The sequence below is a fragment of the Chryseobacterium rhizosphaerae genome (genome assembly GCF_003385455.1).
In the GTDB taxonomy this organism is placed as follows: Bacteria; Bacteroidota; Bacteroidia; order Flavobacteriales; family Weeksellaceae; genus Chryseobacterium; species Chryseobacterium rhizosphaerae.
On the sequence record NZ_QNUF01000007.1, the window covers coordinates 1 to 19,313 of the forward strand.

The 19,313-nt window shown below is 38.3% G+C and carries 14 protein-coding genes; all 14 read right to left on the reverse strand.

The window, feature by feature from the left end:
- Positions 1 to 122: 122 nt before the first annotated feature.
- Positions 123 to 1,640, reverse strand: coding sequence for a TSUP family transporter (locus DRF57_RS07835; RefSeq protein WP_115917766.1), 1,518 nt, complete (start codon positions 1,638 to 1,640; stop codon positions 123 to 125).
- A gap of 5 nt (positions 1,641 to 1,645) precedes the next feature.
- Complete coding sequence (locus DRF57_RS07840; RefSeq protein WP_115917768.1) at positions 1,646 to 4,522, reverse strand: TonB-dependent receptor; 2,877 nt, start codon at positions 4,520 to 4,522, stop codon at positions 1,646 to 1,648.
- Between the two features lie 649 nt (positions 4,523 to 5,171).
- Positions 5,172 to 6,845 carry an assimilatory sulfite reductase (NADPH) hemoprotein subunit gene (gene cysI, locus DRF57_RS07845; protein WP_047496378.1) on the reverse strand — a complete coding sequence of 558 codons (1,674 nt, stop codon included), beginning with the start codon at positions 6,843 to 6,845 and terminating at the stop codon, positions 5,172 to 5,174.
- Between the two features lie 29 nt (positions 6,846 to 6,874).
- Positions 6,875 to 8,587, reverse strand: a complete 1,713-nt coding sequence (locus tag DRF57_RS07850; RefSeq protein ID WP_047496381.1) for a diflavin oxidoreductase — start codon at positions 8,585 to 8,587, stop codon at positions 6,875 to 6,877.
- Positions 8,577 to 9,422, reverse strand: a complete 846-nt coding sequence (gene cobA, locus DRF57_RS07855) for a uroporphyrinogen-III C-methyltransferase (protein ID WP_115917770.1) — start codon at positions 9,420 to 9,422, stop codon at positions 8,577 to 8,579. Before cobA ends, DRF57_RS07850 begins: the two co-directional genes overlap by 11 nt.
- A gap of 25 nt (positions 9,423 to 9,447) precedes the next feature.
- Positions 9,448 to 10,359, reverse strand: a complete 912-nt coding sequence (gene cysK / locus DRF57_RS07860; RefSeq protein WP_115917772.1) for a cysteine synthase A — start codon at positions 10,357 to 10,359, stop codon at positions 9,448 to 9,450.
- Positions 10,360 to 10,386: 27 nt separating this feature from the next.
- Entirely contained in the window at positions 10,387 to 11,217 is an 831-nt protein-coding gene (gene epsC, locus DRF57_RS07865) for a serine O-acetyltransferase EpsC (RefSeq protein WP_115917774.1), read from the reverse strand.
- A 4-nt stretch (positions 11,218 to 11,221) separates the two neighbouring features.
- Positions 11,222 to 12,460, reverse strand: coding sequence for a sulfate adenylyltransferase subunit 1 (locus tag DRF57_RS07870; protein WP_115917776.1), 1,239 nt, complete (start codon positions 12,458 to 12,460; stop codon positions 11,222 to 11,224).
- 88 nt (positions 12,461 to 12,548) lie between these two features.
- Complete coding sequence (gene cysD, locus DRF57_RS07875) at positions 12,549 to 13,457, reverse strand: sulfate adenylyltransferase subunit CysD (protein WP_084084913.1); 909 nt, start codon at positions 13,455 to 13,457, stop codon at positions 12,549 to 12,551.
- A 10-nt stretch (positions 13,458 to 13,467) separates the two neighbouring features.
- Positions 13,468 to 14,181, reverse strand: a complete 714-nt coding sequence (locus tag DRF57_RS07880) for a phosphoadenylyl-sulfate reductase (RefSeq protein ID WP_115917778.1) — start codon at positions 14,179 to 14,181, stop codon at positions 13,468 to 13,470.
- 81 nt (positions 14,182 to 14,262) lie between these two features.
- On the reverse strand, positions 14,263 to 14,679 hold the full coding sequence (locus tag DRF57_RS07885) for an RrF2 family transcriptional regulator (protein WP_052188812.1): 417 nt from the start codon (positions 14,677 to 14,679) through the stop codon (positions 14,263 to 14,265).
- 443 nt (positions 14,680 to 15,122) lie between these two features.
- A complete protein-coding gene (locus DRF57_RS07890; RefSeq protein WP_115917780.1) occupies positions 15,123 to 15,617 on the reverse strand; it encodes a GNAT family N-acetyltransferase in 495 nt (164 codons plus the stop codon).
- Positions 15,618 to 15,805: 188 nt separating this feature from the next.
- Entirely contained in the window at positions 15,806 to 16,789 is a 984-nt protein-coding gene (locus tag DRF57_RS07895; RefSeq protein ID WP_115917782.1) for an alpha/beta hydrolase family esterase, read from the reverse strand.
- 223 nt (positions 16,790 to 17,012) lie between these two features.
- The gene (locus DRF57_RS07900; protein WP_167449352.1) at positions 17,013 to 19,067 is read right to left on the reverse strand and encodes a zinc-dependent metalloprotease; all 2,055 of its coding nucleotides are present in this window, start codon (positions 19,065 to 19,067) and stop codon (positions 17,013 to 17,015) included.
- Positions 19,068 to 19,313: the final 246 nt, after the last annotated feature.

Consider the following 19,313-nt stretch of genomic DNA (forward strand, 5'->3'; position numbering starts at 1 on the left):
ACCTTAACAACACAATCTGTTTTAAATTCTAAACTATATTTTGATTGTCCCATAAAAAATGCCCCTAAAAAGTGTCTAACTTTTTGGGGGCAGTCTAAAAAGGAGCTTTTTTAATATCTGTATTACATAAAAGATTTGATGATGGTGATAAGGCTCATGGCAATAACAACAACACCTACTACAGCAAACATTTTCTTAGTGGGTAATTTCGAGGTAAGCATCGCTGAAAACGGAGCGGTAAAAACACCTCCCAACAGTAACCCCAGTACAATATTCCAATGATGGATCCCAATGGTAAAAATAAAAGTGACGGCACTGGTAACCGTTAATAAAAACTTAGCAACAGTTGAACTGCCTACCACATACCGTGGAATTCTTCCTTCTTTTATTAATGTTCCGGTAACCAGAGGTCCCCAGCCACCCCCTGCAAAAGAATCTATAAAGCCACCCACCAGTCCCAGTATTCTGAGATTGGTTCTCCGTTTTGTTCTGATTCGATTGGCTTTTTTGCTCTTAAAGGCATTTCTCAGGATATTGACTCCCAGATATAAAGTATAGCAAGCGATAATAGGTTTCACGATATGGGCATAATGTTCACCATAATGAGATAGAGTTAATGCTCCGATAATAGAACCTACGATGGCTAGCGGGAACAATACCCACACCATTTTTTTATTGACATTTCCTAATTTGTAATGGCTGAAGCCTCCGGCTGCTGTGGTAAAAGATTCTGCAGAATGAATACTTGCGCTCACTACGGGCGGTGGAACATTGAGCAACAGCAATATAGTAGTACATATCACGCCATATCCCATTCCCATGGAGCCGGCAACTATTTCTGCCATAAAACCTGCAAAAAGCATCCAGTAAAAGATATGACCGTCTTTACTCAGAAAATTCTGAATATCCCCGGAAAGATTGAACTGATAAACCACAAGACCAAATATTCCAAAGAGCAGCAAAACTCCAATAATTGCCAGATAAATATTTGCTTTTCTCTGGGCTATTTTGGTAATATGGATTAATTTTTCAATTTCTACATTGGATGTTACCGGAGAGACTTTTCCGTCAGATAAGTATTGGGTAGTTATTTTATTGAGTTCTTTTACTTTGTAATTAAAGTCTCCCTTTAACTGGTTGCGTATATTCTGCATATTATCAAGAACATGATCCATTTCATCGGGAATGGTTTCTGTGAATGTTTCTCTTAACCTCTTGGCTATAGTTGGTGATTTTCCGTTGGTTGAAATGGCAATTTTAAGGCTTCCTTTTTTCACAATAGAGCCTAAATAAAAGTCACACAGATCCGGTTTATCTGCAATATTAACCAAGACACTATTCTGATGGGCCTGTTCTTTGATCTGTTCCGCCAGTACGATATCATTTACAGCAACAATGGCCAGATCGGTGTTCTTAAAATCATTATTGTTGTAGGGTCTTTCATGCAAAGTTATATTAGGGTATTGATTTTGTAAAGCTCTGACTTCCGGAATGATTTCCTTAGCAACGAGTCTTATGGAAGTTTCAGGTGAATTTCCAAGTACAGATTCTAATTTTTCAAGAGAAATCCTGCCACCACCAATGATCAGTAATGACAAGTTTTCAAGCTTTAAGAATATGGGATATAGGGAGTTACTCATCTTGATTAAAGTTTTAGATCATAGGTGAAAGCGAGATAATACAATCCTCCGATTTCAGGTCCGGCGGCGTATTGAAAATAACGGCGGTTGAGCAGATTGGTAGCCCCTATTTTTATATTCGCATGGATCTCAGGAAGTTTCCATGTTGCCTGGGCATCTAGGGTATAATATGACGGTATTTCTCCTGAAGCTAAAGGACTTTCCCACATAAAGCTGTTTTGCCATCTTGCAACCACTGTAAATCCGATATTCTTAACAATCTCCCTATTTCCAACACTTACATTAACCATCCATTTTGGGGTATTGAATGCGGTAATAAATAGGTCTGAATTATTGTTGGAAGCAAGGTCATTATAAGAGATATTGGCGTTGATATTATAATTTTTAATAACATTATACCGGACTCCTAAAGAAGTTCCATAGCTTTTATAGGTTGTATTACTGTTTGTATAGACTCTGTATCGGTCCTGTTTGCTACGGTCCAGCATAGCGAGAACAGCTGTATTGCTTCCTACCTGGCTGTTTTTAGGAACGGCAACTTCTACCTGGCCAAGAAACCCTTCGTAGATGTTGTAATAGAAATCCCAGTCCAGTACTAGTTTATTATTAAAAAATACAGATTTATAGCCTACTTCAAATGAATTGATCTTTTCAGGCTGCAGTTTTTGCAGGTTGGCAACGGTCAAAAGCTGTTGACGGTCCTGTGCCGCCTGACTTTGACTTTTTCCTCCGTCTACATCTGCATTTACAGCAGAAGTAAATCTGTCGATAGAAGCCAGTGTGTAAGAATTTTCCAGATAGCCTAATCCTTCATTTACTTTAGAAAGGCCTCCCACTCTTCGTACATTTCCGTTGTTGACGAAAGAAAGAGCCTCAAAAAGTGAAGGAAAACGGTATCCGTTTTGAAAAGAAGCCCTGAAATTATGTTCATTAACAGGGGAATAAACAATACTTATTCTCGGGTTCAGTTTGGATTCAAATTCCGGATTTCTGTCAATCCGTAACGCAGCATTCAGTTTTAATTTGTCATCAAAGAAAAGTTTGGTAATCTGAGCAAATACACCATACTTCTGATAGATAACATCTTTCCCGAATGTACCGTTAGCTAAAGGAATATTTCTTTCACTCACCGGTCTGTTGAAGTCTACAAAGTTGTTCCCATCCGGAGTTATACTGTATAATCGGTAATCTACACCGGCAAGAAGATTGAATATTTTTACAAAGCGGGTCAGATCATAGGTGAGCTCGCCCTGATAAAAACGTGATTTTTGTTCCAGTTTAGCACCACCGGTTGCCGGTGCTCCTGCAATTCCGGCATTGGCAGAATCCCAGTTATTAATTCCGATAATGGTATTTTTTAACTCTTCAAAAGCTGCAGTTCCAGGGACTGCTCTATTTTTATCAGCTTCCAGACGGGCCAGAATAAACGCATTATTGAGGCTTTGCCCCGCATTGAGATTATTCTGAAGACTTGTCTGAAATATATTTTTCCAGTTGGTATTCGAAAGATTGGTGAGATCCAGGTTGTCGGCTAACGGTTTCAGATTGTAGGAATCTCCGGTATTTTCAATGGAGACATAGGCTCTGAAAGTCAATTCTTTGCCCGTAAGTTCTATCTTATGATTTTGAACGGTGGCATTCTGTAGCCTGATTTTATTTCCTCTTTGAAATGTCCCGTCCAGTAATCCGTACCGATATACATAGGAAGCTCTCCACTGATCTCCAAAACGGTAATACAGCCCTGCATCAAATTTTATATTTTTCACCTCCGGGCTTACCAGGTCTTTTTCCAGATATCCTGTTCTGGAAACATTAAAAGTCGTAGGTTTTCCATTATAGTCAACCTTTACGGCAACTCTGTTATTTCTTTCGTCACCGTATTTATTCCAGAGATCTTCAGCAGGATTATTTGCCAAAGAAAAATGAGGATTGGCAGTGATCAGTGAATTGGGATTTTGATCCGTATGATTGTCTGAAATCCAATCTACTCCACTGAAGTAAGAAGCATTCACTTTAACAGCCCAGTTTTTATTGAAAACTTTTGCAAACCGAATGGCACTTTCTCCCAGAGAAGATATTTTATGACTGACATTGTCCACATGATTAATCCCACCACGAAAGTAAACACTTATTCCCTGGGAGGTAAAAGGATCTTTTGTCTGGAGGCTTGCCAACCCGTTAATGGCATTCATCCCATACAGGGCAGATGCCGCTCCCGGAGTCACTTCCATAGACTGAATGTCTAGTTCGGTGGGACCTATTGCATTTCCCAGGGGTACTCCCAGTGTTGCAGACTGTACATCTACGCCATCCACCAGCTGCATAAACCGGAAATTATTAGGTGAATTGAAGCCTCTGGAATTGGGGATCTTCAATGTGAGGCTCGAGGTCAGCAATTGAAGTCCTTTCACATTTTCCAACGTTTCATAAAAGGAAGCTGCCGGGCTCTCTCTGATGGTTTTGATATCAATTTTTTCAATGGCTATCGGAGATCTTAATATTTTTTCAGGAAGCCTTGATGCTGAAATAACAACAGCATCAATAATGGTGTTCTGAGGATTAAGCCCGATGGTTATTTTATTGGAAGAAGAAAGAACTTCAACCGTTTGACTGCTAAAGCCGTCTTTATTAATCACCAATCGGAATGGGATGGTAACTCTTGTTCTTATCTTAAAATTACCCAGCTGATCCGTTAGTGCTGTGTCTTCCGTATTTTCTATCTGTACCTTTACCGAATCAATCCCTTTTTTTGTACCGGTATTTTTGATCATTCCGCTTAATTCAATAAGCTGCTGCTGTGCTTCTGCCAGGTTAAAAAATAGAAATGTAAAGGCAATAATACCTGCTTTTGGCAGAAAGGTTCCTTGTTTTTTGTTTTTCATTTTTCTTCATTTTTTAGGTTGAGAATGAAGCTGTCTGAACTTTTTTAATAAAACACCATATTTTTTACCACAAAGACTTAAACACTTTAGTTATTTTCAAGTGAAAATCTTCCTGTATAAGAAGTACACTTACTTTCTTGAAAAACTCAGATTTCCCTAAGTATTCTAATTTAGGTAGGGTATATTCCACTCCTCCGGAGGGGTGACAAACCAGAGGTTTTATGGGTGGTTGACTACATTATAAAAGTTAAAAAACAGCCTGATTAGTATTGTGATTTGAAAATCAACAACACATACACATTCGTTCGCCTAAAAGAAGAAATTGTTGGTTTGGTTTTTTCCGGTCATAAAAAAGGCTAGTCATATTTTCAATTTTAGTTTTTTTAATAAAGAATGCTTGAGCCTAAGGGGCTTTCAGCCACAAAAGAGACAAAAGATTATATATAAACATTTGAGTTCACTTAAGTACGTGTACAATAATGCCGTGTAAAAGGCCACCTAAGTCTTCTGAAAATCTCTCATTTTCCTGAATATTCCCATTTAGGTACGGTATATTCCCCTCCTCCGGAGGGGTGGCAAATCAAAGATTTGACGGGATGGTTGACAACAGTATAATTTGTGGTTTCGAATAAGATGCATACTATTATTTTCAATGTAAAGTTTGTAAGTAACGGTACGAAAAATCACCAAATGTTTCTTCTGTATGTCTTTTGTTTACATAGATCCCGAAAAGTTCATCCAAAGTGGTAAGAATCTCTTCTTCGCCAATATTTTCTTTAAATTTTGTATTAAGGCGCATTCCCAATCTATCCCCTCCAATATGAAGATTATACTTACCATAAGCAGTCCCTACAAATCCGATTTCCGCATTAGGAGATCTTCCACAGCCATTGGGGCATCCCGTCATACGGATGGTGATGTCTTCCTGTAAAAGTCCATGTCTTTCAAGGATAGGCTCTATTTTAGTTACTAAAGAAGGCAGATAACGCTGTGCTTCCGCTAAGGCCAGTGAACAGGTATTTAAGGCTACACAGGCAACAGAATTTTTACGAAGGGCACTTGCCTGATCAGTATAATCTGAAATCCCATATTCTTGAAGAAGGCTTTCAATTTCGGTTTTATCCTCTTCATTGATGTCAGCAAGAATAAGGTTTTGGTTACAGCTGAAACGGAAATTAAGTTTCCCGGTTTGGGCTATTTTTAATAACCCTGACTTTAAAGGATATTCCTGGGTATCTAAAACGCGGCCATGTTCTACAAACAAAGTATAAAACCATTTCCCTTCATGATTTTGAATCCAGCCGTAGCGGTCTTTTCTCTGTTCAAACTTAAACTCTCTGGCTGGCTCAAAGCTAAATCCTGTTCTTTTCTCAACTTCGGACCTGTACTGGTCAATTCCAAGTTTGTCAATTGTATATTTTAATCTTGACAATTTTCTGTCGCTTCTGTTTCCGAAGTCTCTTTGTACTGTGATAATTTCATAGACCGCCTGCAGTACTTTTTCCTCAGTATCTACAAAACCAAGAACAGAAGCAAGACGGGCATAGGTAGCTTCGTTTCCGTGAGTAGCCCCCAATCCTCCTCCGGCAGCAATATTATAGCCAACAATTGTATTGTTCTCAATAATGGCAATCAAGGCGATATCATTGATGAAAACATCCACATCATTATTCGGAGGAACTGCAATTCCTATTTTCAGTTTTCTGGGAAGATATCTATCCTGATACAGTGGATCTTCTTCAGCTTTTCGATCTACAATAAGCTCATCATCAATCCAGATATCATAATAAGACTGAGTCTTCGGAAGGCACATTTCACTGATCTTGCCGGCCAGCTCATAAGCCTCCTGGTGTAGCGGTGATTCAGAAGGATTGGCGGTACACGTTACATTCCTGTTGACATCTCCGCAGGCTGCGATAGAATCAAGATGCTGCAGATTGAAACTCTGAATGGTTGGTTTTAAATGTGACTTTAAAATACCATGCAGCTGGATGGTCTGCCTTGTTGTAATTTTTATGGTTCCGGTAGAATGATCTTCTGCTGTTTCATTCAATCCTATCCATTGATCTGAAGTTAAAAATCCCCCGGGAAGTCTTAATCTTATCATATAAGAATACAGCCATTCCAGTTTTTTAGAAACCCTCTCTTCCCTTCTGTCTCTGTCATCCTGCTGATACATACCATGAAACTTGATCAGGGTCTGATCATCTTCTCTGATGGCGCCTGTAAAATCATCGGAAAGGCTTTCCTTTAATGTTCCCCTAAGGCCGTTACTCCCGGTTTTAATTCTTTCTACCGGTGAAAGGTTATCTTTATTGCTCATAATTGTTTCTTTTAATTGTCCATCACAGTTTAATAAACATCCTTGGCATATCTGCCACTCAGTTCCATGTCTTCCAGATAATGAATAGCCTGTTCTTTACTTCGTTTTCCCTCACGCTGAATGATATTGAGGAGTGTTTCTTGCACATCTCTACTCATAGGTTCTTTAGCGCCACATACATACACAGAGGCACCGCCCTCAAGCCAATGGAAAACCTCCTGGGCTTTTTGCTCCAATTTGTGTTGTACATAGATTTTTTCGGCTGTATCCCGGGAAAAAGCAAGGTCTAAATGAGTGAGGCTGCCTGTTTTCAGGAAGTCCTGAAGTTCAGACTGATAAATGAAGTCTGATACAAAATTGCGGTCTCCGAAAAAGAGCCAGTTTCTACCTTCTGCACTTATAGCATCCCGTTCCCAAAGGAATGATCTGAAAGGAGCAATGCCGGTTCCGGGGCCAATCATAATAATATCTTTATCGGCGTCAGGTAATCTGAAATGGCCGGCATCCTGAATATAGAAATCTACAATCTCTCCTTCAGTAAACCCACTTAGAAACCCACTGCACAAACCACTGTGTTTCTGATGGTCAACAAGGAATTCCGATTTGGCAACGGTGATATGAATTTCATTTTCACCATGAGCCTCCAAAGAAGAAGATATGGAATACAGACGCGGCGCCTGACCTGTTAAGATCTGAATGATTTCTTCAAATTCCTCAGCTGTTTTTACAGGATAAATTCTCAAAAGATCAAGAAGACTTAAACGTACTTCAGGAATAGAATGCCCTGTGATCTTTGCATATTGGCTGACTACATTTTTTAAGAGATAGCTGATATTAAGGTGTTTGCTGAGGAGTTGTTCTACACTGTCCGTTACTTTTGCGGTTTCAATGTTCTTTTTAGGATCAATCCCTGTGAGGCTGATAATTTCCTCAACCACTGATTTTGAATTGAAAGGGATAATACCCAGTGCCGCACCTGGTTGATATACAAGCGGTTCATCTGTTTCTATCTCAATATGATAGGTTTCTTTTTCAGAAGTAATATCATTCAGATTGATCAGAGAAGAAACCGTTCCCCGGTATTTCTTTCTTCCTGATGATATTTTGGGAGCAGAGCTGTTCTTTGACAGGTTATCTGAAGTTTTATTCACGGTTTCAAATACCTGTTCTATCCAATGGGCGGCTTCCTGCTCATAGTCTATATCACATCTTTTCAAGGGAATAATACGTTGCCCTCCTAATATTTCAAAACGGTAATCTACCTCTTCGCCAGTTTTGCAAAACTGAGGATAACTGCTGTCACCCAGGGCTAAAACCCCAAATTTCAGATCGGTGAGATTGATTTCATTCTCATGGATATAATCGTAAAATTTCTTTGCAAGAAGAGGCGGTTCTCCTTCTCCCTGTGTACTGATGATAACAAAGAAAAATTCTTCTTTACCCAGATCTTTTGGTTTATACTGGGAAAGGTCTGCCAGTTTAACCTGAATTCCCTTTTTCTTGATAATTCCCGCTAAACCGGTCGCCAGCTTTTTACTGTTTCCGGTTTCCGTACCATACGCTAAGGTTATCTTTTTTACAGTATTCTGATGGTTAACTTCAGTTGATAAAGGTGGTAAGGTAGCCGTGAGTGAAGATCCACCGGCAATACCTGCCAAATAGCCACTTGCCCAGATGGCTTCATCTCTGGAAAAATCACCGGAGATCTTTTTAAGGACGTTCAGTTTAGTTTCAGACAGCATATTCAAAGAAATTTTGAGTTTTTGATATAAGACTTCCGTTTTCCACCGATTTAAAATATAAACCTTCCTGTTCTGCATTTTCCAACCAGGAGAATTCTTCATGAAGATGTACTATTTTACCAATGATCACCAGGGAAGGTGAAGCAAAATTTTTATTTCCAAAAGTTTCATTAAAATCATCAAATGAAGAGGTATACACTTTTTGATAAGGTGTAGTAGCCTGCTCGATAACCGCTATTTTTTTGTCTTTAGAAATTTCAAGCTGTTTTAGCTTTTCTACAAGATCTGTAAGATTTCCTTTAGACATATAAAAAACAAGGGTATCATTGGTAACAGCCAATTCTTTCCAATATTCTTCAGTAAGAATTTCAGATTTATAATAGGTCAGAAATCGGACAGATGTTGAATATCCTCTTGCTGTCAGAGGCATCCCTGCAAATGCGGCGGCTCCTAAAGCGGCTGTAATTCCAGGGATAATCTCATAGGGAATATGGTGTTTTTTTAAAACCTGCAGTTCATCCAGAATATTGGAGAATATGGATACATCTCCTCCTTTAAGCCTTACAACTGTTTTATTCTGAAGAGCATAATCAACCATCAGGGTATTGATATGAGTCTGAGGAGTAGATGCATTTTTACTACATTCTTTGCCTACGTAGATGACTTCTGTATTTTCATTGACGTAAGTTTCCAGGATCTCAGGACTTACAAGACGGTCGCATAAAATGACATCCGCCTTGGCAATGGCTTTTGCGGCTTTTACGGTAATCAGTTCAGGGTTGCCGGGCCCTGCACCGATAAGGTAAACCTTTGGTGATTTTATAATTGTTTTCATTGAAAGTCGGTGTTAGTTGGGGATTTTAGAAGAGTCCTTCTACAGACAGATACCTTTCTCCGGTATCGTAGTTGATGGTAAGGATTTTAGCGTTAGACTGTATTTCAGGTAAATGTTTTGCTATAGCAGCTAAAGCAGCTCCGGTAGAGACGCCTACGAAAAGGCCTTCTTTTTTTGCTGCATTGATTGCATATTCATAGGCTTCTTCTTTACCAACGGTAATCACTCCGTCCAGAAGACTAATATCTAATATGGAGGGTACAAATCCGGCTCCTAAGCCCTGTAAAGGATGTGGTGCAGGACTTCCTCCACTTAATACAGGAGATAATTCCGGCTCTACAGCGAATACTTTTACATTGGGATAGGCTTCTTTTACCACTTTTGCAATGCCGGTGATATGTCCTCCGGTTCCTACTCCTGTAATAATATAATCCAGGCCGTCAGGGAAGTCTTTTAAAATTTCCTGAGCTGTAGTTTCTGTATGGATATTTACATTGGCGGGATTATCAAACTGTCTTGGAATCCATGAATTGGGGGTTTCCTCTGCCAGTTCGTTGGCTTTTTCAATGGCCCCTTTCATTCCTTTTTCCCTTGGAGTAAGCACAAACTGGGCACCATAAGCTTCCATGATTTTGCGTCTTTCAATACTCATGCTGTCAGGCATTACAAGAATAAGTTTGTAGCCTTTTACTGCAGCAACCAATGCAAGGCCGATTCCTGTATTTCCACTTGTCGGCTCTATAATGGTGCTGTCCTGGTTTAATAATCCTTTGGCTTCTGCATCTTCAATCATAGCCAATGCAATTCTGTCTTTAATGCTTCCTCCGGGATTGTTTTTTTCTAGTTTAATCCAGATTTCATGATCCGAATTGAAAAGCTTATTAATTTTTACGACAGGCGTATTCCCAATCGTTTCCAGTGTATTCTGAAATTTCATATCCAATATAATTTTTTGTTTTCTGTTTTATATAACAAAGGTTAATGATTCCGGTAATGAACTGTTATCCTTTATTTTGATTTCACTTTTATGATAAACCAGAGAATGAGACGGAACATCCTGTGTGATCCAGACATTTCCTCCAATAATACTTTCTCTGCCAATGGTTGTACTTCCTCCTAAAATAGTGGCTCCCGAATAAATAATCACATGATCCTCAATATTGGGGTGTCTTTTCTGATTGGCTTTTTCTTTGGAAACATTCAAAGCTCCAAGGGTGACTCCCTGATATATCTTGACATGATTTCCAATGACCGTAGTTTCTCCAATGACGATCCCTGTTCCATGATCTATAAAAAATGATTTCCCAATGATGGCCCCTGGATGAATATCAATCCCCGTTTTACTGTGGGCATATTCTGAAATGGCACGTGGCAGTATCCTAACCTTCTGATTCCATAGCTGATGGGAAATACGATATACATAGGTGGCAAAAAATCCGGGATACGCAAGGTATATTTCTTCTATAGATTCTGCTGCAGGATCAAATTGCAGGATAGACCGTGCATCCAGCACCAGCTGATCATAAAGTTCAGGCAAAACCTCAAAGAATGTATTCACATTAGTTTCCGCTTCTTTTTCACTTCCCGTTATTATAATGATCATATTAAAAAGGCTGTCATGTAAAGCTGCAAAGCTCTTTTTCAACTGATCCTCGGTGTCGATTCTTTGGGGAAGAAAAAGCACCTGATACAAATCTTTAACGAAAGCTTTGGTTTTTGTTTTATCAAAGAATTCATGAGTCGTATTTTGTTTACTTTGATGAATTCTTTTGATTAAATTATCGTGGGTTGCCATTTTTTTATTGAATTATACAGGCGGCAACGGTAGAATTGGATGTTTCATCCACTAAAATTGCAGATCCTGTTTTTTTATTATTGATAAAACTGTCATAGACCAAAGGCTGTGCTGTCCGGAGTGTCACTTTCACAATTTCATTAAGCCTGATCTCTGTATCTGTCTTTTCCTGAGTAAGGGTATTAACATTAATCTTGTAGTCTACCTCTTTTACCACAGCCTTTACCAGCCTGCTGTTTTGCTGCAATACATATTTATTCCCCGGTTGCAGCGGCTTCTGATCCAGCCAGCATAAGAGAACTTCCAGATCCTTTTCTGCATTCGGAAGCTGTTCTTCGGTAGCAAAAAGATCTCCTCTGCTGATATCTAAATCGTGAGTAGTATGGATAACGGCAGGCTGCCCTTCAAACGCTTCCCCTTGTTCCTCTCCGTTGATCTCAATTTTAGAGATTTCAGTGATCAGGCCTGCCGGAAGAATATGAATCTTGTCTCCTTTTGTAAATTTCCCACTGATGATCTGCCCTGCGTAGCCTCTGTAATCATGCAGTTCCTCTGTTTGAGGTCTGATCACATACTGAACCTGGAAACGGTTCCCGGTATTCAGTTCTTCATGCAGGGTTACCTGTTCCAGATAATCCAGTAGAGAATTCCCATCGTACCAATCTGTTCTGGAAGATTTTGAAACGATATTATCTCCTTTCAATGCTGAAATCGGGAAATAGCTGACATCATTCAGTCCCAGATTATCCGCAATTTTTGAATAGTCGGACTTTATTGCATCAAAAACATCTTCAGAATAATCTACCATATCCATTTTATTGATGGCTACTGCTACTTTTTTCAGTTTTAGTAATGATGCGATGATAGAATGTCTTCTCGTCTGTTCGATCACTCCTTTACGGGCATCGATAAGAATAACCATCAGATCGGAATTGGATGCTCCGGTAATCATATTCCGGGTATACTGCACATGGCCGGGAGCATCAGCAATAATAAATTTTCTCTTTGGGGTTGAAAAATAGCGGTAAGCCACATCAATAGTGATTCCCTGCTCTCTTTCTGCACGTAAACCGTCTGTTAAAAGCGCAAGATCTACCCCGTCTTCGTTTTTGTTTTTAGAATGTTTTTCAAGTACTTCAAGCTGATCCTGTAAAATACTTTTACTATCGTAGAGCAGTCTTCCGATCAGGGTACTTTTACCGTCATCTACGCTTCCTGCTGTTATAAATCTTAATATATCCATCTGATTTAATTATAAATAATACGTGATAAATAATAATTGATCGAGAGTGTCTTCCATAAATTATTGATCAATTCTCTTTTATCATCAATTAGAAATAGCCTCCTTTTTTCCGGTCTTCCATTGCGGCTTCTGTTACCCTGTCATCAATACGGGTTTCTCCACGTTCTGAAATTCTGGTCGCAACAATCTCTTCGATTACAGCGTCAATAGTTTCGGCCTTAGATTCCACTGCAGCAGTACACGTCATATCTCCTACGGTTCTGTACCGGATCTTTTTTGTTGTTACTACATCTTCCGGTTCTAAAAAGACATGTAAAGAGTTTGCAAGCCACTGTCCGTTAAAGTCTACCACTTCTCTTTCGTGCGAAAAATAAATAGAAGGCAGTTCAATTTTTTCTCTTCGGATATAGTTCCAAATATCGAGTTCTGTCCAGTTACTGATGGGAAAAACCCTTACATTTTCTCCTTTATGGATTTTTCCGTTAAAGATGTTCCATAGTTCAGGACGCTGAAGTTTGGGATCCCATTGCCCAAATTCATCACGGACTGAGAATATTCTTTCTTTAGCACGGGCTTTTTCTTCATCTCTCCTTGCTCCTCCGATACAGGCATCAAATTCAAATTCTTCAATGGTATCCAGCAAAGTATAGGTCTGCAGCCAGTTTCTGCTGGGGAATTTACCTTTAGCCTCAGTAAGTTTTTTACGTTGTATCGTATCTTCCACTTTTCTTGCCACTAAATTAACATCCAGTTGCGCTACCAGCTGATCCCGAAATTCCAATACCTCCGGAAAATTATGTCCGGTATCAACATGTACAAATGTAAACGGGATCTTTCCGTGTATAAAAGCTTTCCTTGCCAGGTGAGCCAGCACAATACTGTCTTTTCCTCCGCTGAATAATAAGGCAGGGCGTTCAAACTGTCCTGCCACTTCTCTTAATATATAGATCGATTCGGACTCCAGCTGATCCAGATAATTTAAATGATGTATTGACATTTTTTCTTTTTTATTGATGAATATGTAAACCGCATTCTTTTTTGTTGGCATCTTCCCACCACCAGCGGCCTGCTCTGAAATCTTCTCCTTCTTTAATGGCTCTTGTACAGGGCTCACATCCTATGCTTACAAATCCTTTTTTGTGAAGAGGATTATAAGGTAAATGATGTGTTTTTACATAGTCTGTCACCTGTTCTGAGGTCCAATTGAGAAGCGGATGAAATTTGATAATTTTATTATCCGGGTCCCATTCCAGCTGCGGCATATGCTGTCTGTTGGCAGAATGTTCTGACCGAAGTCCTGTGATCCATACTTTGTAACCTTCCAATGCTTTTTTTAAAGGATGTACTTTCCGGATTGTACAGCACATCTTCCTATGCTCTACTGATTGATAAAATGAGTCAGGTCCGTTTTCTGAAACAAAAGACCTTATTTCTTCCGTATCCGGATAATAGACTTTGATATTCTTTTTGAAAAATGCTCTTGTATTGGTCCAGGTTTCATAGGTCTGTTCAAAAAGCCTTCCTGTATCCAATGTAAAAATCTCTACCTCCAGATCTTTTATCAGATGCGTGATGACCTGATCTTCATAGCTGAAACTGGTCGAAAAAATAACCTTCTCAGGGAATCTTTCTGCCAGAATTTGAAGACCGCTATTTTGGAAAGAAGCCACAGGGACCTCTTTCAGAAGTTGATCAAATTCTTTTTTCAGATTGTTTTCCATATCCAATTGAAATTAATTACTGCAAATATATATAAAATTCTATAACTCCTATCAAATTAGTAGAATTTAAATGAAAAAAAATTAATCTTTGTTGATAAACTTAGTGAGAGTGGCCTCCATCATGCTATTTCTGGTTTTTTCACGAACGATAATAAGTTCATTTCTAAGATAACAGGTAGCTTCATCTACGCAGTCATCGCATGCTTCGTAGAAGTTTAAAGATACACAAGGAGTAAGAGCGATAGGCCCATCAAAAATACGGTAAATGTCTGCTAATGAAACTTCATCAGGGGATTTAAGCAAATAATATCCTCCAACTTTTCCCTGTTTGCTGTTAACGAGCTTAGCTCTTTTAAGTTCAAGAAGAATTTGTTCGAGAAATTTCTTGGGAATGTTCTCATCCAATGCAATAACGGAAGTGGGCAGAAAGCCTTGATTGTAATTTCTTGCTAATCTGACCATTGCTTTCAGTGCGTATTTGCAACGTTTCGACATCATAATTCCTGCAAGTTATAACAAATTATCTGATAAATGAAATCTAATCAGAAACTGGTTTATAATTAAGTGATAAAAGAGATAGCCTTACTGAGTGTTTCAGGTTGCTATCAATTTCAACCCTTATAGGTTTTAGAAAATAGGCTGTCGAAAAGTTCACTTAAGTTTAAGGAAATTAAAAGATTGCTAAAGTATTTCTAAACCTTATAGGTTTTAGAAACCTATAAGGTTTGTGTTTCTCAATACCATATTGAATCAATATAAACCATTAAGAGATTACCACAATTAAGTATAAGGCAAGCCGTAAACAGCCTGTTGAGAAGTTTATTTAAGTTTAAGAAAATCTTGATTTTTTTAAAAATAGTACAATTGAAGGACTGCACATTCCCCCTCCTCCGGAGGGCTGGCAAATCTTCGATTTGACGGGGTGGTTTATTACACTCTGGTTAGTTTTCCTGTAAAACAAAATAAGCCAGTACCCTATCCTCTCGTTGCAGATTTTCGATTCTTTGAAAACCGCTTTTTATAAGAACTTTTTGAGATCCTATATTAGCGAGATCGGTTACCGCAACAATGTCTTTCTGTTGGTTTAAGGACAGACAATGTTCCACAAGTGCTTTGCATACTGTGGTTCCAAGGCCTTTGCCCCAATAATTTTCGGCTAAAGTATACCCTATTTCTATCTGCTCCGGATGATCAAGGAAAACTCTGGCCAGGCACATTCCTACAAAATCATTGTTTTGTACATTGAATATTCCCCATCTGCTGAAAGGTCCTTCTTTATAGTCTGATAATGCCTTTTCAAACATTTCTTTATATTCTTCAGGTGTTTTATAGGGCAGGTATCGGGTAACATTTTCATCTTCAAACAGATCGAAGAACAAAGTAAATTCCTGAGGTGTAAATTCACGGATGATGATTGTATCGTTTTTATAATACATAAGAATACGGTGTCATATAATTTGAAATGAATGAATAAAAATAAGTAAATAAACTAAGAACTGCTAGCAAAATAGATCATATTAATAAAAAAAATGGGCTTAAAAATTAAGCCCAATCCATATTTACCCCATGAATATCATCTTCATCATTCTACTGTTTTTACAATAGTATTTCGTTACTAGTTTATTTAAAAAGTTTTAAACCAATCTGTTACTGCTTTAAAATAATAGTCGGGAGGCTGATGCCCCAGAAGACCTCCGCCACCAGAGTATTGTCCACCCTGGTATAAGGTAAGCTTTACCTGAGACGTTCCGGAATAGGTTTCGGTAATATCTCCTTGATTTCCAATGGTATTTGTGGTGTATTGATTCTGGTCTCCTCCATTTTTCAATATCCAAAAATCAGCTCGCTGTATTCCGAAATCACCGTCAATACTATTGCTTCCAAAATGGTCATCATCCAGTCCAAAGAAGATCCAGACTGCTGTATTTCCCAGATAATTGGGCTCATTAATATAACTTCCATTATTTTCAAACCAATAAGGTCTGTTGGAGGCAACCGGAGCAATGGCTTTGAATACCCCTTTCAGAAAATAAGCTGTAACATTGGCCATATCACCTCCCCAGGAATGGCCTGTCGCGAAAATACGGTTGTTATCAACTGAATACGTATTCTTAATGAGTTCAAGAAGTTCTTTGGTAAACTGAATATCGTGCATCCCGTCAAAAGGAGCAGCATAATTTCCTAGTGCCCAGCCTTTGTCGTTTCCCCAGTTATACTTCTGGTCAGGGTAGACAAAAATGGTATTATCCATCAGTTTTTCCAACCCGGGTGTATTGGCATTCCAGCCCTTTCCCAGCCATTCATACATTTCTTTCCCTGTTGAATCGGTTCCTGCAAAAATAAATAGAACACGGTATTTTTTTGTACTGGAATAATTGGGCGGCAGAGAGATATAATAGCTTCTTTTATCTCCGGCGGCCGGAGAAAAGGTATATTCCTTTTGCCCGCTTGTTAAAGAATTTTTGGAAATAACTTCTGAATTCGCAAGCGGTTGAGCGTCTGGTGCTAAAGTGGCCAACTCTTTGGTTTCACAGGAATAACAAAACAGGAAACAGAGCAGAAATACAATCTTCAAAGTGCTGATTGCCAAAAAAGTGAGTGTTTTCATATCTATAATTTTGTAAATGATGTTTTTGATTAACTGAATCGTTCAGGGTTAAAAATGTTGATATCAACAGATGGTTTCTGTTCCTCTGCAATTTCGGAGACTGTTTTTCTAAAGATTGGGCCAAGGCTTAATCCCATCTTAATCCTTTACCATTTCAAAAATACATACAGTTAAAATAAAACCTTTTACTAATGATCATATTGTATCGATATAGCGTTTGATCCTATTTTTTAATGAATTTTTGGGAATATTTTCCTAAAGATGTTTCAATATCAATTAAATAAGTTCCGCTTAGGAAGTGTTTAACATCAACCTTATCACCAATAACTTTAGCATTCATTTTTCTTCCAAACATATCATGAACAGAAATTGACTTAATTTTCCCTTTTGTTTTAATATTCAACACATCAGAAACTGGATTTGGATAGATGGATGTTTCTGAGTTTGTTGTATCAACATCTGCAGTGGATAATGATAATGCACAAGGCGTTGTAATACTGCCATATGGTTGTGTATTGTATCCAAACTCAGTTACAGAATAACCTGAACCATTGGTCCCAACAATCAGTTTGAAATAGCCGTTAATATTGTAGCCTTCGAATTGGTTTCTAAAACCAACATAAGCGGTCTGGCCAGACCAGTTAGTGTATGTAGGGGTGTACACGTCAAGTTGTCCGGGAGTACCAATTGGGTAACCTATATTATTTGTATTAGTTATAGTGGTGCAAGCAGGAATTAAACTAATATTTCTTGTCCCCACCCCACATACTAATCCTTTCCAATAGGTTTCAAATTTTAATTGATTTGCTCCATAGTACCAAGCGCCATACCCTGCATCATCACTAAGTTCCGGGTTAATGATAAAATATTTCCAAGTTGCCCCGGAGTTGGTTGTTACTGTTGTTGCTGTTGGGTTGGCATAACTTTCCAGAGGAGTTCCTGTAACTATTTTATAGGGATTTTTGTAAGAAAAAGTTAATGCCAAAGCTGTAGTTGATCCTAATGAAGTTACGCCTCCTGTTATAGCCCGATCTAGGAACGTAATTGATGAATTCAGGACCTGACTTTTAGGATGACTGGTTGCCGCACCATTTATGGTAAGTGTAGCAGTAGTAGGGCTTGTAACTGCTATAGTTGCTGTTAGTCCTGCTGGTAATGAAGAAGTGAAATGTGTTCCTGCAGTAAGAGTTGTTCCATTTGGTACGGCAAATGTTGCTCCGTTTAGGGTAATGGTTGATGTAGGGACAGATGCTACTGTTCCATCTAATGACACGACTCCATTATTGTTTAAGTTCTCTGTAAATGTACTGTTGCTAAGGGTTAATTTAGGTGGAGTATTGGCAACTCCGGTTGCGGCTAAGTTGGCAGATTGCCATAAATTTATTCGCGAAGGATGATTTAATGCTGCTAGCATTCTGTAAATTTGTCCATTGGTAAACATTTTATAACAACCGGAAGAACCGTTGTATCCCATATAGTTTTCAACGTTCACTTTTTGTCCAAGACAATTGTTACCAGTTGTACATCCTAATCCGGAAGAATTATTTTCTACAGGTGTGTCAGCAACTCCATCACCATCATTAGTTGGGTTTGCAGTTGAACATGGAACATTAAACGTGTGCTGAAGATTTAACCAATGCCCAAATTCGTGAGTAAATGTATCAGAAAACTCGTTTGAAGCCACTGTTCCTGCAGCATTAAATATATAACGTCCATTATAAACAACTCTGGCTGTATTTACTGAAGTCATGTATGAATCCGGATACCAGGCAACTCCTGATTGATATAAATCTTTATTAGAATATAGATCATTTTGTATATACACATTCATATACTTTGTATTATCCCATGCATCTGCGCCAATTTCTGCATCATATCCGCCTCCATTGCCATATCCACCTTTGAAAGGGTGAAAAATCACTCCGCTTGTTGCTTTTCCAGTTGGATCAATTTTAGCTAATCGAAATTCAACACTTAATGCTCCTCTGATAGATTGGAAATCAGGATCAACAGTATTTGAATCAGTATTAATTCCATTGAAATTTAAGTTGATTTGTTCCAGTAAGTCAACTACTTTTTGGTAATTTACTTTTACATTACTTTGAGATTCTCCATAAACATGAAAAACCACAGGGATGATGTAGGTTGGATTGTTGATCCTATTATTCAATGAATTTTTGTTTGATCCCATTTTTTTTATGAAATCTTGGGTGTATTTCTCAAAATTTTCATATTCAGCCTTAGATTCCGGGTGCAGTTCAAAATGTTTTTTCATCATTTCATCTGCTTTACACTCATGAGGTCTATTTTCTTGAGCAAAACCTATTATTGGAAATAGGAACATAAATAATACTGATTTAATTTTCATGATTTTTTGGATTTGTTTGTTAATAAATTATTTGAATAATCCAATTGTTTCGGTTAATTGGATCTAGAATGATTTTAACTTGTCTGTAAATTTTGATAGTCAATATCTCCCATGCTTTTGTCTACAACTTTGCCATCCTTTATCATAAGTTCTGTG